The following is a 14,608-nucleotide window of genomic DNA, read 5'->3' on the forward strand; positions in this document are numbered from 1 at the left end:
CTCCATCCGGGCCCCGCCCGGTTGGCTGGGCGGGGCATTGTCATCACACGCGGCTGAGCAGGGCGTCTTCCGGTGCACTGGCGCGGTGGTGCGCGGTGAACTGGAACCAGACGAAGCCTGCGGCCATGAACCCCAGGAAGATTAGCCCGATGGTGGTGTTGAACCAGGCCATGGCGACCAGGCAGACCACGGCCAGCACCAGGGCGATGGCGGGGACGACCGGGTAGCCGGGGGCGCGGAAGGTGCGCTCCAGGTTCGGTTCGCTGCGGCGCAGCTTGAACAGGCTGAGCATGCTGATGATGTACATGACGATGGCGCCGAACACGCTCATGGTGATCATCGCGGCGGTCAGGGTCATGCCCTGCAGGTTCACCAGGCCGTCGCTGTAGATCGCGGCGATGCCCACCACGCCGCCGGCGATGATGGCGCGGTGCGGGGTCTGGAAGCGCGACAGCTTGGCCAGGCCACGGGGCAGGTAGCCGGCGCGGGCCAGGGCGAAGAACTGGCGGGAGTAGCCGAGGATGATGCCGTGGAAGCTGGCCACCAGGCCGAACAGGCCGATCCACACCAGCATGTGCATCCAGGTGGAGTCGTTGCCGACCACGGCCTTCATGGCCTGGGGCAGCGGGTCGTTGATGTTGGACAGCTCGCGCCAGTCACCCACGCCGCCGGCCATGATCATCACGCCGATGGCGAGGAACACCAGGGTCAGGATGCCGGCGATGTAGGCGCGCGGGATGGTGCGTTTCGGGTCCTTGGCTTCCTCGGCGGCCATGGCCGCGCCCTCGATGGCGAGGAAGAACCAGATGGCGAAGGGGATGGCGGCGAAGATGCCGGAGAAGGCACCGAGGCTGAACTGATTGCTGCCGGCCCAGCCGTTGAGCACGAAGTTGGAGAAGCTGAAGCCCGGCGCGACCACGCCCATGAACACCAGCAGCTCGGCCACGGCCAGCACGGTGACCACCAGCTCGAAGGTGGCGGCGATGCTGACGCCGAGGATGTTCAGGGTCATGAACACGAAGTAGGCCCCCACGGCGGCGTGCTTCGGGTCCAGCTCCGGGTACTGCACGTTGAGGTAGGCGCCGATGGCCATGGCGATGGCCGGCGGGGCGAAGACGAATTCGATGAGGGTGGCGATGCCGGCGATCAGCCCGCCTTTCTCGCCGAAGGCCCGGCGGCTGTAGGCGAAGGGGCCGCCCGCGTGGGGGATGGCGGTGGTCAGTTCGGTGAAGCTGAAGATGAAGCAGGTGTACATGGTGGCGACCATCAGCGCCGTCACCAGGAAGCCCAGGGTACCGGCGGTGCCCCAGCCATAGCTCCAGCCGAAGTACTCGCCGGAAATCACCAGGCCCACGGCGATACCCCAGAGGTGCAGGGTGCCGAGCGTGGGTTTGAGTTGTGTCGTGCTCATCGGGACTCCTCAGCCCTCGCGGGCTTTGTTGTTGTTGGAAACCGCCTGTCCTCGGCGACGCTCGGCGCGCAAACACCCGCACAGTCCATTGGGGGATGGGTCGATGGTAGCCACCGACCGGCCCCAGGACTTGACCGTGGGAAGCGCGGTGGCGCCTCTGCGGTCAAGTCGCGGAGGTGTTACCCAACGCCCCATGAAAAGCGTGCTCCGGCCCGGTGCGCGCGGCCTCCAGCCTGCACAGGGAGGGTGCGGAGCCCTGGCCACGGTGCCTCCGGCAAGCCCCCTTCGGCGGCCGTGGACGAGGCATGGCTTTTGCTTGAACGGGTGATCAATTAAAGAACCCGGTACCCCGTGATGAGCCAGCCCCTGCTTTCATCCGCCAGCCTGCAGATGCCCCCCGCGAGCAACGTCGGCGTGCTGTCGGCGGCGGCCAGTGGCCTCGACCAGTTCATCACCCGCCAGGGCGGCGACCTGGACCTGGTGTTCGGCCGGGCCGGGATCGACCCCGAGCAACTGCGCCACCCGACCCTGAGCCTGGCGCTGCCCAACTACTGCGACGTGCTGGAGGAGGCCGCCCGGCAGTCGGGCTGTGACAACTTCGGGCTGCGCTACGGGCAGCAGTTCCAGCCCCGGGACCTGGGCTTGCTGGGGTATGTCGGGCTGTTCTCGGACACCCTGGAGGAGGCGCTGAAGAACTTCGCCGGGGCCTTCCCCTATCACCAGCACAGCACGCTGATCCGTCTGGTGGACTGCGGTGAGTGCTACCGCTTCGACTACCAGGTGCGCCATGGCGCCATCCTCGACCGCCGGCAGGATGCCGAGCTGACGCTGGGCATGGCGCTGAACCTGCTGCGTCACGTGCTGGGCCCGCAGTGGGCGCCGCGTGCGGTGGCCTTCGAGCATGAGCGGCCGGAGGAATGGCACGAGCATGGCGACGCCTTCGGCGCGCCGGTGCAGTTCGGCCGGCCGTGCAACTTCATGCTGGTGCCCAAGGGGGACGTGCAGGGCAAGCCGATGCCGGAGCGCGACCCGAACCTGCTGTTCCTCTTCCAGGACGTGATCCACCGCCTGGGAGCCGGCGCCAATGCCCCCAGCCTGCTGGAGGAACTGGGCACCCAGGTGCGCCTGGCCTTGTCCGAAGGCGAACCCTGCCTCGAACGCATCGCCGAACGCCTGGAAATGACCCCTGCCGGCCTGCAGCGTCGCCTGCGGGAACAGGGCCTGTGCTTCAGCCAGGTGGTGGAGCGCACCCGCCGCGAACTGGCGCTGCACTACCTGCGCCGCCGCCAACGCCCCATCTCCGAACTCGCCCCGCTGCTGGGCTACTCCGAGACCAGCGCCTTCTCCCGCGCCTTCCGCCGCTGGTTCGGCGTCAGCCCCCGGCAGTGGCGAGGGGAAGAGCGCTAGGTCCTCGCGTACCACGCCGCTCTGTAGGGTAGGCCGGGCGGCGTTCCGCTTCAGCCCACCAGCGGTAACCAGCGTGGGCTGAAGCCCACCCTACGAGGAGCGCGCCAACCCACGGGCAGCTCCCGTGGGAGCGAATTCATTCGCGAGGCTCTTCGCGGTTGAAACCGCTCCCACGGCACGGCTCCGGCGGTGGATCGATGCACGCACAGTCGCATCCGTAGGATGCGGTGAGCTCGGCGAACCGCATCGCTCCGTGCCCTGGCCCCGCAATGATGGGCTTCGCACAGCTCAGCCCATCCTACGTTTGCCGCCGCGACCCGGTGCGTGTGGGGGCTGGCTGAAACGAAAAAACGCGGCCGAGGCCGCGTTTTTCGTGGAGCGGGTGGGGTCAGAAGAAGCCCAGGGGGTTGATGTCGTAGCTGACCAGGAGGTTCTTGGTCTGCTGGTAGTGGTCGAGCATCATCTTGTGGGTTTCGCGGCCGACGCCGGACTTCTTGTAGCCACCGAAGGCGGCGTGGGCCGGGTACAGGTGGTAGCAGTTGGTCCAGACGCGGCCGGCCTTGATGCCGCGGCCCATGCGCCAGGCGCGGTTGATGTCACGGGTCCAGAGGCCGGCGCCGAGGCCGAACTCGGTGTCGTTGGCGATGGCGAGGGCTTCGGCTTCGTCCTTGAAGGTGGTGACGCCCACCACCGGGCCGAAGATCTCTTCCTGGAAGACGCGCATCTTGTTGTGGCCTTTGAGCAGGGTCGGCTGGATGTAGTAGCCGGTGGCGAGGCTGCCTTCGAGCTTCTCGGCGGCGCCGCCGGTGAGCACTTCGGCGCCTTCCTGCTGGGCGATGTCGAGGTAGCTGAGGATCTTCTCGTACTGCTGCTGGGAGGCCTGGGCGCCGACCATGGTGTCGGTGTCCAGGGGGTCGCCGCGCTTGATGGCTTTCACCTTCTTCATCACTTCGGCCATGAAGGCGGGGTAGATGGATTCCTGCACCAGGGCGCGGGAGGGGCAGGTGCAGACTTCGCCCTGGTTGAAGAAGGCGAGGACCAGGCCTTCGGCGGCCTTTTCGATGAAGGCCGGTTCGGCCTGCATGATGTCTTCGAAGTAGATGTTGGGGCTCTTGCCGCCCAGTTCGACGGTGCTGGGGATGATGTTCTCGGCGGCGCACTTGAGGATGTGCGAGCCGACGGGGGTGGAGCCGGTGAAGGCGATCTTGGCGATGCGCTTGCTGGTGGCGAGCGCTTCGCCGGCTTCCTTGCCGAAGCCCTGGACGACGTTGAGTACGCCGGGCGGCAGCAGGTCGCCGATCAGTTCCATGAGCACGGTGATGCCCAACGGGGTCTGTTCGGCGGGCTTGAGGACGATGCAGTTGCCGGCGGCGAGGGCCGGGGCGAGCTTCCAGGCGGCCATGAGCAGCGGGAAGTTCCAGGGGATGATCTGGCCGACCACGCCGAGGGGTTCGTGGATGTGGTAGGCGACGGTGCCGTCGTTGATTTCGGCGGCGCCGCCTTCCTGGGCGCGGATGCAGCCGGCGAAGTAGCGGAAGTGGTCGACGGCGAGCGGGATGTCGGCGTTGAGGGTTTCGCGCACGGCCTTGCCGTTGTCCCAGGTTTCGGTGACGGCGAGGACTTCGAGGTTCTGTTCGATGCGGTCGGCGATCTTCAGCAGGATGTTGGAGCGGTCCTGCACGGAGGTGCGGCCCCAGGCGTCGGCGGCGGCGTGGGCGGCGTCGAGGGCCTTGTCGATGTCTTCGGCGGTGGAACGGGGGAATTCGGCGATGGGCTGGCCGTTCACCGGGGAGGTGTTGGTGAAGTACTGGCCTTTGACCGGGGGCACGAATTCGCCGCCGATGTAGTTGCCGTAGCGGTCCTTGAAGGAAACGACGGCGCCGGGGGTGCCGGGTTGTGCGTAACGCATGGTCTATCTCCTTGGCTCTTGTGCTTGTTGGTGGAGGACGCGCCGAAGCGCTGTGAGCAGCATAGAGCAAGGGGCGGGCCAGGCCAGCGCAAGCCCCGGCCGGCGTGGCCTGCGGCCATTGCCGGGGATATCGCGTCGGTGTGGCTGTGGCAGGGCTGGTACAGGCCGGGTGACAGTTTGTCACGCATCTGGCACAGCCTGATGACCCATGGGTCATGCGGGCGTTGCAAAGGGCGTGGCGCTGGAGGATGCTGCGGCGACGTGGGTGCCCGTCCTGGGCGCCGGGCTGCCTCCCGGACCCCCGCTGCGGAGAACAACAAGACATGCACGACCACCTGAGCCGCCATGCTCAGCAAGTGCTGACCCTGGCGCAGGGCAAGGCCCAGTCGAGCGGGCCCGCTGCCGACCCTTCCATCGCCCGCTCCTGGCTGCGTTGCCTGGAGGACTACAACCTGGACCCGGCCCTGCCGCGCCCGCCCGCCGTGCTGGAGCACGCGCTGATGCTGGAATGCCGCGAGCGCATGCAGCAGGTGCTGGAGATCGCCAACGGCGAGATGAACAGCCTCTATCACCAGCTCTCCGGCACCGGCCACGCGGTGCTGCTGACCGATGCCCGTGGGGTGATCCTCAACTGTGTGACGGCCGCGGCCGAGCGCAACGCCTTCGAGCAGGCGGGCCTGTGGCTGGGCGCCGACTGGAGCGAGGCCCGCGAGGGCACCAATGGTATCGGCACCTGCCTGGTGGAGCGCCAGGCGCTGACCATCCACCAGGACGAGCACTTCCGCAGCCTGCACACCGGGCTGACCTGCTCGGCGAGCCCGGTGTTCGACCCCCATGGCGAGCTGCTGGCGGTGCTCGACGTCTCCTCGGCGCGGCGTGCCATGTCCCGCCAGAGCCAGTTCCACACCATGGCGCTGGTCAACCTCTCGGCGAAGATGATCGAGAGCTGCTACTTCCTGCGCCGCTTCGAAGGCGAGTGGCTGCTGCGCTTCCACCTGCAGGCCGAGTACGTCGGCCTGTTCAGCGAAGGGCTGATGGCCTTCGACGGCGAGGGGCGCATCCGCGCGGTGAACCAGGGCGCCATCAACCTGCTGGACAGCAGCCGCGAGCGCCTGTTGGGCACCACGGTGGAGGCCTGCTTCGACTGCCGCCTGGACGACCTGCTGGCCCGCGCCCAGCCCCAACCCAATGCCAGCTGGCCGCTGCGGGCACGTAATGGCCGGGTGCTGCATGCGGCGCTGCGCGGCCAGGCGCCCCGGCCGATGCCGGTGGCCCCGCTGGTGGTGGAGCGCCCGGCGGCAACGGGCCTGTGCCTGGGGGATGCGGCGCTGCAGGCGGACTTCCGCCGGGCCGTGAAGGTCTACGAGCGGGACGTGCCGTTGCTGGTCAACGGCGAGACCGGCTCCGGTAAGGAAGCCTTCGCCAAGGCCGTGCACCGGGCCAGCTCCCGGGCCGAGCTGCCCTTCATCGCGCTGAACTGCGCGGCGATCCCGGAATCCCTGATCGAGAGCGAGCTGTTCGGCTATCGCGGCGGCAGCTTCACCGGTGCTCGCAAGGAAGGCATGCGCGGCAAGCTGCAGCAGGCCGACGGCGGCACGCTGTTCCTCGACGAGATCGGCGACATGCCCCTGGCCCTGCAGACCCGCCTGCTGCGGGTGCTGGAAGAGCGCCAGGTGGTGCCCATCGGCGGCGAGGCCCAGGCGGTGGACGTGCGCATCATCAGCGCTACCCACCGTGCCCTGGAGGCCCGCGTGCAGGCCGGCGACTTCCGTGAGGACCTGTACTACCGACTCAATGGCCTGGTCATCGACCTGCCGCCGCTGCGCGAACGCAGCGACCGGGAACCGCTGCTGGAGCACCTGCTGCGGGAGGAGGCGCGCGGCCAGGTGGTGCGCCTCGACGATGCCGCCCGCCAGGCCCTGCTGGCGCATCCCTGGCCGGGCAACGTGCGCCAGTTGCGCAACGTGCTGCGCACCCTGGTGGCGTTGTGCGAGGACGGGGTGATCCGCCTGGCTGACCTGCCCCGGGACATCCGTGAGCAGGCTGCACCGGTGACGCGGGCCGAAACGCCGGCCAACCCGCTGGACGATGCCGAGCGCGCCGCCCTGCTGGGTGCGCTGGAAAGCCAGCGCTGGCACATGACCCGCACCGCCGAGCAACTGGGCATCAGCCGCAACACGCTGTACCGCAAGCTGCGCAAGCACGCCATCGAGACGCGTAGTTTGTAGGGGCGACTTCAGTCACCCGCCGTAGATGAAGAACCCGCTGATTGGCGGGTTCGTTCTTATGGCGGCGTTGGTTAGCTGATTTCGACTACGGCGATCGGACGAAGAACTGACCGTATTTTGAAATGCAGCCGTCTTTGAAGTAGTTCATGCGAAACGACCAAGAATCTCTGATCTCTTCAAACGATCCCTAGAGCAACGGGATACGGTCCAATGCACAGTTACCGCCCCTTTTGGGAGCGTCGGTTATGGGGAGGCGGGCGCCCGTGTCGACATCGAAAATCTCAATGTAGCAACCGCTCAATACGTCCAGTCCGTCGACAATTCCTCCTTTGATCACATAGCGCGCACCCGGAGTAAACTCGCTGACAAAATCTATGCGGCACGAGCGGTTGGCATTGGCTGTGCCGGTCATGACCAAATGTAGTGGCTTGCCGGCTTCAATCGGAAAAAAACCTTCCGGTGTCGATACATTCTTATAAACGGAAATCAGCTGGCCTCCCGCCGCGATCGCTACTGTTCTGCCGTATTTGCAGGCGATAGTAGAGGCTGCATCCAGAGACACACCGTTTCGGCGATTCTCCTGTGACATCAATTCACTGCGGATCAGTGCCTGAGGCGCTCCCTCAGGAACGAGATATTTCGGCACCGGAGTGCAGCCTGCGAGCAACAAAATTGAACATAGGTAAAGAGGCTTCATAAACTTCCCTATTCATATTGGTAGAAGGCTGCGCTAACTATCCTGATGGGGCAGAGAGGGTCAAGAACTCAGTGAGAATAGTGGGCGCTTTACCAAGCTTTAAATAAATATTTACCCTCCTACGGGCGCACACGGACTTCCTTACTTTCCGTATTGCCGAACGACTCGACATCAGCCGCAACTCCCTGTACCGCAAGCTGTATAAGGACTCGATAGCAATGCACACCCTTCAGGGGGGACTTCAGTCGTCCTGCTTCCGTCGGGTTTCACCCGACTTACTAGGAGGTCCCCGCGTTCGTGTGAATGTCGGGTTTGGTCGAGCAAAACTTGTGGGGCGAATTCACTTGCAGTTTGCGTTGCACAGGCTTGACACCTAACAAAAGGCCCGCCATTTGGCGGGCCTCTTATCCGGGCTTACGGGGTGGTGACGCTCTTTCACGCACCAAACGATGCCATCGGTGAGGCCTGCGAGGGCAGCCCTGCGGGCGGCTTGGCGACTGAAGTCGCCCCTACGAGTGCCTCGACAGGGCTTCAAACGGCCTGTGGCATTTCCCCCCGTGCCAGCCGAGCGTTGATGGCATCGATCACCTTCGGCAGGTCGGCGATGGTGTCGATCAGGTAGTGCGGGCGGGCACCTTCGAAGAGCTGGCCGATGCGCTGGCGTGCCCGCTCCAGTTCCGTGGGCGAGAGGGCCTTGAACTGGTCCCAGGTCAGGCCCAGGGCATTGCCGGAGCAGGTGAGGGCCACCGTCCACATGCCGGCCCGGCGGCCTTCGAGGATGCCCGGCCAGGTGTCGTCCACCTTCACGCAGGCGGCCACGTCCTCAATGCCGAGGGCAATGACGTTGGCCAGGGCCTGGGCCGGGTGCGGGCGGCCGTTGGGCACTTCGTCGGTGGCCACCACGTGGTCGGCGACGTAGCCGTTGCCCCGGGCTAGCTCCACCACCTTGTCCATCACCGCCTTGGGGTAGCCGGAGCAGGAGCCGATCTTCAGGCCGCGCTGGCGCAGCGCGGCGATGGCCTCCAGGGCGCCGGGGATGAGCGCCGAGTGGACGCCGATCTTCTCGATCTGCAGCGGCATGAAGCGTTCGTAGATGGCCGTGACGTCGTCGTCGGTCGGCAGCCGGCCGAAGGCGGCACGGTAGCGTTCGGCGATGGCGGGCAGGTTGCAGAGGGTGCGGATGTGGTCCCACTTGCCCATGCCCATCGGGCCACGGGCTTCCTCCAGGGAGACGGCGACGCCGAACTCGGCGAAGGCCTCGACGAAGATCTGCGTCGGGGCGAAGGAGCCGAAGTCGACCACGGTGCCGGCCCAGTCGAGCACGGCGGCCTGCAGGCGGGTGGGGTGTTGGTAGTTCATGGCGATTCTCCATCGGGGTTCAGGTTCGGGCGTTGGCCAGGCCGCCTGGGAGCGGTATGGCAGGGGGTGTTTCGGGTTGCGGCCGGCTGTTCCAGAACGGCACCAGCAGCAGGCTGGCCAGCAGGGCGGCGAAGGTGAAGGCGAGGAACACGGTGGTGGTGTCGAAGTAGCCCGGCAGCAGGCCGCCGAGGATGGCGCCCACCGAGCCGCAGCCGTTGACGAAGCCGGCGGCGGTGCCGGCCGCTTCCTGGGTGCCGAAGTCGACGGCGGCGGAGCTGCTGATCATCGAGTCCGGGCCGTAGAGGGTCATGCCCATGAGGAACAGCAGGCCCACCACCAGGTACAGGCTGCCGCTCTGCATGGCCGGCACGAACAGCGCGAGGCACAGGGTGAGGGCCGCCAGGCTGAACACGCAGGCGGGCATGCGGCGGGCGCCGAAGAGCTTGTCCGAGGCGATGCCGATGAGGATCGGCCCCATCAGCCCGGCCACTTCGAACGCCGTGGGGACGATGGCGGAGGCCACCTTGCCGATGGCCGGCATGCGTTCGTAGACGATCACCGGGCCCCACAGGAGGATCGCGTAGCGCGCCGGCTTGAGCAGGAAATAGGCCAGGCCCAGGGCCAGCACCGGGCGGTTGGCCAGCACCTTGCGCAGCACCCGCCAGTGCCCGGGGCGTACGGCGGTCGGGTCGGCGGCCGCTGCGCTTTCCAGCGGTGGCAGGCCGACGTCCTCCGGGCGGTTGCGTTGCAGCAGCCAGAACAGCACGGCCACGCCCAGCACCACCAGCGCGCATGAGACGAACGCCGCGCGCCAGTCGTGGAACACCTCGTAGGCCCACCAGCCGGCGAAGGGCGTGGCCACCAGGCCGCCGAAGGCGTAGCAGGTGCTCCAGTAGCCCAGCACCCGGCCGCGCTCCTGGGTGGCGAAGAAGCTGCCGATGTTCTTGCACAGCCCCGACCAGCCGGTGGACTGCGCCAGGCCCTGGACGAGCATGCAGCTGACGAAGATCGGCAGGGTGGCGAAGGTGCCCATGGCCAGGGCCGCCAGGGCCGAGATCAGCAGGCCGCCGAAGACCACGACCCGTGGCCCGAAGCGGTCGGCGAATAGCCCCCAGGTGAACTGGCCCACGGCGTAGGCGCCGAGGTAGAGCGCATCGAGGTTGGCCATGGCGGCCTTGTCCAGCTCGAAGGTCGGGTCCTCGGCGATGCCGAGCTTGGCCACCGAGAAGGCCTTGCGGGTGAAGTAGAAGGCGGCGTAGGCCAGCCAGGTGATGAGGAAGATCTGGACCCGCCAGCGGTGCAGCGATTGCCAGCCGCGGGCGGTGGAGCCGGGTGAGGTGTGCATGGGTTCTGACCCCTGTGGACAGTGCATGAGGAGAGGTTGTTGTTCTTGTGGTGTGTCCTGGCTGTCTAAACGCCCGGCCTGGTCAGAAGGGCAGCGGTCGGGGCGTCAGGCGTGGGTGGGCTGTGCGCTAGGCAACTCCTCGCCGGCATGGCCGGCAGTGGGCCGCGCCGGGGCGCGGCCGGTGGGGTTCAGGCCGCCTGGCCGGGGAGGGTGACCTCCATGGCGGCGAGGCTGTCGGCGATGGCGGCCAGCAACTGGCGGACGATGGCCTCGTCGATCTGGCCGATGCAGCCGATGCGGAAGCTCTCCGCCTCGGTGAGCTTGCCGGGGTAGATGACGAAGTGGCGGGCCTTGAGTTCGTCGTAGAAGCGCTTGAAGGCGAAGCGGGGGTGATCGGGGCTGAAGAAGGTGGTGATGATCGGCGACAGCCAGCGGTCCTCCAGCAGCGTGCGGAAGCCCATCTGGCGCATGCCGGCCACCAGTACGTCACGGTTGCGGGTGTAGCGCGCCAGGCGCCCGGCCACGCCGCCTTCCTCCGCGTGCTGGGCCAGTGCGGCACGGAACGCCACCACGCTGTGGGTGGGCGGGGTGAAGCGCCACTGGCCGGTGCGCTCCATGTAGCGCCACTGCTCCAGCAGGTCGAGGCTGAGGGAGTGGGCGCGCCCGGCAGAGGCCTCCAGCAGGCTGCGGCGGATGATCACGAAGCCGAAGCCGGGAATGCCTTCGATGCATTTGTTGGCCGAGGACACCAGCACGTCGAAGTCCACCGCCTGCACCGTGAGCGGCACGGCGCCGAACGAACTCATGGCATCGACGATCAGCACCTTGCCGTGGCGACGCACCACGGCGGCGATCTCGGCCAGGGGGTTGAGGATGCCGGAGCTGGTCTCGCAGTGGACCAGGAACACGCTGGTGACCTCCGGGTGGTCGCGCAGCAGGGCATCCACTTCCTCCGGCTGGGGCGGCAGGTAGTCGCCCTTGTCGAGGCTGATGTGGGCGCGGCCCAGGTAGTCGAGGATCTTGCCTGCACGCTGGCCGTAGGCACCGTTCATCAGCACCAGGGCCTTGCCGTCACGGGGGATGGCGGTGGCCAGGGCGGCTTCGACGGCGAAGGTGCCGCTGCCCTGCAGCGGCACGCAGGCGTAGCGGTCGTCGTGCACGCCGGCCATGGCCAGGAGCTGCTGGCGCACCTCGGCGGTGACGCGGTTGAAGTCGGCATCCCAGGAGCCCCAGTCCTGCAGCATGGCCTCCTTGGTGGCGCGGGAGGTGGTCAGCGGGCCGGGGGTCAGCAGGTAGGGCTCGCCCAGCGCCGGAGCGGCCAGCGGGGCATGGGCAGTGGGGAATTCGGCGTGGGTCATGGTCGTCTCCAGCGGATGCGGGGTGGCGGTGCTGGAGGGGATGAGACCCGTTTCAGTGCGATAACTGAAATCGATTTATGGTATTTCACTCAGAAGCTGAGCTTATTTATCGGGGGTGACATGTCGGTTTCCCAGGCCCAACTCAAGGCCTTCCATGCCGTGGCCGTGCACGGCAATTTCACCCGTGCGGCGGAGCAGTTGTTCCTCAGCCAGCCGGCGGTGTCCGACCAGGTGCGCAAGCTGGAGGAGCGCTTCGGTGTGCTGCTGTTCAACCGCAACAAGCGCTCGGTGCAATTGACCGAACTGGGCGGGCAACTGCTGGCCATCACACAGCGCCTGTTCGCCGCCGAGCGCGAGGCACTGGAGCTGCTCACCAGCTCCCGCGCCCTGGAGAGCGGCAGCCTGACCCTGGCGGTGGACGCGCCCATGCACCTGCTGCCGCACCTGGCGCGCTTCTGCGAGCGCTACCCCGGCATCCGTGTGCGGCTGGTGACGGGCAACAGCGACGAATCCCTGCGCCGGCTGTTCGACTACCAGGCCGACTTCGCCGTGCTCGGCCGCCCGGTGGACGACGAGCGGTTGATCAGCCACGTCCTCAGCAGCGGCCCCCTGGTGGCCTTCGTCGCCGACAGCCACCCCTGGGCCCACCGCGAGTCCCTGCACCTGGCCGACCTCCACCGCACCCCGCTGGTGCTGCGGGAGGAAGGCTCCATGACCCGGCAGATGCTGGAGGACGAAATGCACCGCGCCGGCCTGGAGGTCCTCCCCGCCATCGAAGTGGAAGGCCGCGAGGCGGTGTTCGAGATGGTCATGGCCGGGCTCGGCGTCGGCATCGTCTCCGCCGCCGAACTCGGCGCCGGGCGCGGCGTGTGCGTCCTGCCTATCCTCGACTTCGAATCGCGCATGACGGAAACGCTGGTGTGCCTGAAGGAGCAGGGGGCGAGGCGGGTGATTGGGGCGTTTTTGGAGGGGGTGGGCGTAGAGTGAGCCGCCTATACGGTATGACAGTTATGCAAGAGCGTTCGGGAGACTAGATGTGGCATTCATGCTCAGCGAAATTGACCTTAGGCCAATGAGAGCAGGGGGACGGACTTTTCAAACGGCATTGGCCAACTGCAACTCGACGCAACCTCCCGAAAAAGGTGTTTATCGAGGCCAGCAAAGCGGCGCAGTCATCGAGGTCATATCTGCAGGAGGCACAGTTACGGCAGCATCGGAGGCGAAACTGGCGCTGTCGATCATCCGGCCCGTTCCGGTAGCGTTCAAGCGTATGGGAGACGGCGACGTTCCGTTGCCGGTAGACGAGATTTTCGTCCAGCAAGACAGCACCGAAAGCTTCAGGCGAATGGTGCTCAGTAATTTGTGGTTCGAAAAGGACCTGATGGGATTCTGGTTGCCTGTCGAGTTTTTCAGTTCCGGTACCCCACAAGGACCGGGCTGGGTGAGAGCGTTGGAGGATTGCATCGAGGGGGCCGTCCCAGTGACATGCGACACGGAGGCGATTTCTTTTACCGGACTTAGAGCGTTTCCATTCCTGGGAGGGCCAACAGCATGAAGAAATATAGCGAGGAAGAGCTGGTTCAGTTCCTGACTAAAGATGGTATGGAGCTTGACGGATATTTTGTTCTCGGGCCGGGTCGCACGGTGTGTGTCGTTCAGTTCAATCTGCTGTTCTTTAATCAGATATGTAATGACCTGCTTTACTTGCAGGTTGTGGATTTTCTGATGGCGAGGGGGCGCTACTTTGACGGGATGGATGCGTTAAGAAACGCTTATCCTGACGTTAAAACCTGATCTCTGTTCTTGACGGGGCTCTCTACAATGTGTGGGTGGGCGCTTTTTTCATACAAGATGTAATTTCGGGTTCTCCAGTTTTTTGTGTGCTTGCACTACGCATAAAATGATGGCGATTTTTATTGCAATTCGACTTCAAATTCTATGGGCAAGATACCTTGGTAATACAGTGGATTGATAAGGTGCTGATGGATTCAGTGTTCTTTTCCTTCTGCGGGAGTGGAGTCTGGATTCATTTGGTGATGAGTGGTTTGTGGGCATGGAGTGTTGGGCGTGGAGAGTAATTTTTTTCATGGTTTAGTCGTTCTTATGGGGCTGCATCATCAAGGTGATATGCCGGCTTGGGAGATAGTGCTCTATATAGTTAAAGAGATCGCTCAAGATGGAGACCAAGCCGAATTTGACAACCTGCCGAGTTGGCTAAAGTTTGAGGTGGCCAATGAGTTAGAAGAATACAAGAAGGATGGATCGTGGAGAGTAATAATTAGTGGGGAGGTGAGGGATTATGGCGTATACGCGGACGCATTCATTGACAAGGTGGATTTTACGCCTTGGTCGTTTTTGAATGGCACGGGTTTCTGCCGGAACGCAGCAAGCGATGCCCGTAGCGAGTTTGAGAACAGCTACTTTCCAGAGTTGAGTGTGTATGAGCGATATATTTCGCCTTATAAGCTGAGTGGGGTCCTTAACGTCGGCTGGGTCGATGTGTTCGGAGACATCCCAAGGCGACAGCCTTCGGACGCTCTGCTGGCGCGTCTTTCCGATGTATTGGAGAGTGTTTCGCCCTTCATTCCTTTTATGGGGCCAGACATAGAATTGCCACACTGTATGCAGTGTGGGGCAATAAAGTACGCAAGGAGTAATGGCTCCTTGCTTAGGAGTTCTGAGTTGTGGGTGCCGGCTGGCGATTTAATATATGCCTCTCCGCTTTCTATCGTTCACTTTATTCGTGAGCATCATTACTGCCCTCCTGATGAATATGTTGAGTGCTTGATGAGTGTTGATCTACGACAGGCGTTTGATTCGAATAAGATATATAGAGATAGGCTGCAGAAATCTGGCTTGCGCAGTGCGCGCCTAACGTAAAGAGGGACGTGTCA

General features: G+C 64.9%; 12 protein-coding genes. 6 read left to right on the forward strand and 6 right to left on the reverse strand.

Going from position 1 to position 14,608, the window contains the following annotated elements; translation table 11 throughout:
* Nucleotides 1-43: 43 nt before the first annotated feature.
* Nucleotides 44-1,411 (reverse strand): ethanolamine permease, encoded by a 1,368-nt coding sequence (gene eat / locus RTK35_RS24020; RefSeq protein WP_316909176.1) that lies wholly within the window; start codon nt 1,409-1,411, stop codon nt 44-46.
* A 354-nt stretch (nt 1,412-1,765) separates the two neighbouring features.
* Between eat and RTK35_RS24025 the strand changes: the two genes are divergently transcribed.
* Nucleotides 1,766-2,818 carry an AraC family transcriptional regulator gene (locus RTK35_RS24025; RefSeq protein WP_044402356.1) on the forward strand — a complete coding sequence of 351 codons (1,053 nt, stop codon included), beginning with the start codon at nt 1,766-1,768 and terminating at the stop codon, nt 2,816-2,818.
* A gap of 388 nt (nt 2,819-3,206) precedes the next feature.
* Here RTK35_RS24025 and RTK35_RS24030 read toward each other — a convergent pair whose 3' ends face one another.
* Nucleotides 3,207-4,727, reverse strand: coding sequence for an aldehyde dehydrogenase family protein (locus tag RTK35_RS24030; protein ID WP_069560830.1), 1,521 nt, complete (start codon nt 4,725-4,727; stop codon nt 3,207-3,209).
* Nucleotides 4,728-5,050: 323 nt separating this feature from the next.
* On the opposite strand from RTK35_RS24030, the gene RTK35_RS24035 reads away from it, so the two are divergent.
* A complete protein-coding gene (locus tag RTK35_RS24035) occupies nt 5,051-6,955 on the forward strand; it encodes a sigma-54-dependent Fis family transcriptional regulator (protein ID WP_316909177.1) in 1,905 nt (634 codons plus the stop codon).
* Between the two features lie 187 nt (nt 6,956-7,142).
* Here RTK35_RS24035 and RTK35_RS24040 read toward each other — a convergent pair whose 3' ends face one another.
* From RTK35_RS24040 to RTK35_RS24055, 4 genes are all read right to left on the reverse strand, one after another.
* Nucleotides 7,143-7,652: a hypothetical protein gene (locus tag RTK35_RS24040; protein ID WP_316909178.1), complete on the reverse strand. Its 510-nt coding sequence runs from the start codon at nt 7,650-7,652 to the stop codon at nt 7,143-7,145.
* A gap of 531 nt (nt 7,653-8,183) precedes the next feature.
* On the reverse strand, nt 8,184-9,011 hold the full coding sequence (gene phnX, locus RTK35_RS24045) for a phosphonoacetaldehyde hydrolase (RefSeq protein WP_279864167.1): 828 nt from the start codon (nt 9,009-9,011) through the stop codon (nt 8,184-8,186).
* 19 nt (nt 9,012-9,030) lie between these two features.
* Nucleotides 9,031-10,356, reverse strand: coding sequence for an MFS transporter (locus RTK35_RS24050; RefSeq protein WP_410478707.1), 1,326 nt, complete (start codon nt 10,354-10,356; stop codon nt 9,031-9,033).
* 188 nt (nt 10,357-10,544) lie between these two features.
* Nucleotides 10,545-11,714: a 2-aminoethylphosphonate--pyruvate transaminase gene (locus RTK35_RS24055; RefSeq protein ID WP_316909180.1), complete on the reverse strand. Its 1,170-nt coding sequence runs from the start codon at nt 11,712-11,714 to the stop codon at nt 10,545-10,547.
* A 120-nt stretch (nt 11,715-11,834) separates the two neighbouring features.
* Here RTK35_RS24055 and RTK35_RS24060 point away from each other — a divergent pair, with 120 nt between their 5' ends.
* The 4 genes from RTK35_RS24060 to RTK35_RS24075 all read left to right on the forward strand — a co-directional run bounded on the left by RTK35_RS24060 (nt 11,835) and on the right by RTK35_RS24075 (nt 14,594).
* On the forward strand, nt 11,835-12,701 hold the full coding sequence (locus tag RTK35_RS24060; protein ID WP_316909181.1) for a LysR substrate-binding domain-containing protein: 867 nt from the start codon (nt 11,835-11,837) through the stop codon (nt 12,699-12,701).
* Between the two features lie 49 nt (nt 12,702-12,750).
* The gene (locus RTK35_RS24065; RefSeq protein WP_316909182.1) at nt 12,751-13,269 is read left to right on the forward strand and encodes a hypothetical protein; all 519 of its coding nucleotides are present in this window, start codon (nt 12,751-12,753) and stop codon (nt 13,267-13,269) included.
* Nucleotides 13,266-13,508: a hypothetical protein gene (locus RTK35_RS24070; RefSeq protein WP_069560824.1), complete on the forward strand. Its 243-nt coding sequence runs from the start codon at nt 13,266-13,268 to the stop codon at nt 13,506-13,508. Before RTK35_RS24065 ends, RTK35_RS24070 begins: the two co-directional genes overlap by 4 nt.
* Nucleotides 13,509-13,781: 273 nt before the next feature.
* On the forward strand, nt 13,782-14,594 hold the full coding sequence (locus RTK35_RS24075) for a hypothetical protein (RefSeq protein ID WP_316909183.1): 813 nt from the start codon (nt 13,782-13,784) through the stop codon (nt 14,592-14,594).
* Nucleotides 14,595-14,608 lie beyond the last annotated feature (14 nt).

This window comes from Pseudomonas sp. zfem003 (assembly GCF_032621675.1).
In the GTDB taxonomy this organism is placed as follows: domain Bacteria; phylum Pseudomonadota; class Gammaproteobacteria; order Pseudomonadales; family Pseudomonadaceae; genus Metapseudomonas; species Metapseudomonas otitidis.

Excerpts from the sequence above, each read along its gene's own strand:
- RTK35_RS24040 (WP_316909178.1), bottom strand. The coding sequence starts at position 7,652 with ATGAAGCCTCTTTACCTATGTTCAATTTTGTTGCTCGCAGGCTGCACT.
- RTK35_RS24055 (WP_316909180.1), bottom strand. The coding sequence starts at position 11,714 with ATGACCCACGCCGAATTCCCCACTGCCCATGCCCCGCTGGCCGCTCCG.
- RTK35_RS24025 (WP_044402356.1), top strand. The coding sequence starts at position 1,766 with ATGAGCCAGCCCCTGCTTTCATCCGCCAGCCTGCAGATGCCCCCCGCG.
- RTK35_RS24070 (WP_069560824.1), top strand. The coding sequence starts at position 13,266 with ATGAAGAAATATAGCGAGGAAGAGCTGGTTCAGTTCCTGACTAAAGAT.
- eat (WP_316909176.1), bottom strand. The coding sequence starts at position 1,411 with ATGAGCACGACACAACTCAAACCCACGCTCGGCACCCTGCACCTCTGG.
- RTK35_RS24050 (WP_410478707.1), bottom strand. The coding sequence starts at position 10,356 with ATGCACACCTCACCCGGCTCCACCGCCCGCGGCTGGCAATCGCTGCAC.
- phnX (WP_279864167.1), bottom strand. The coding sequence starts at position 9,011 with ATGAACTACCAACACCCCACCCGCCTGCAGGCCGCCGTGCTCGACTGG.
- RTK35_RS24030 (WP_069560830.1), bottom strand. The coding sequence starts at position 4,727 with ATGCGTTACGCACAACCCGGCACCCCCGGCGCCGTCGTTTCCTTCAAG.
- RTK35_RS24035 (WP_316909177.1), top strand. The coding sequence starts at position 5,051 with ATGCACGACCACCTGAGCCGCCATGCTCAGCAAGTGCTGACCCTGGCG.
- RTK35_RS24060 (WP_316909181.1), top strand. The coding sequence starts at position 11,835 with ATGTCGGTTTCCCAGGCCCAACTCAAGGCCTTCCATGCCGTGGCCGTG.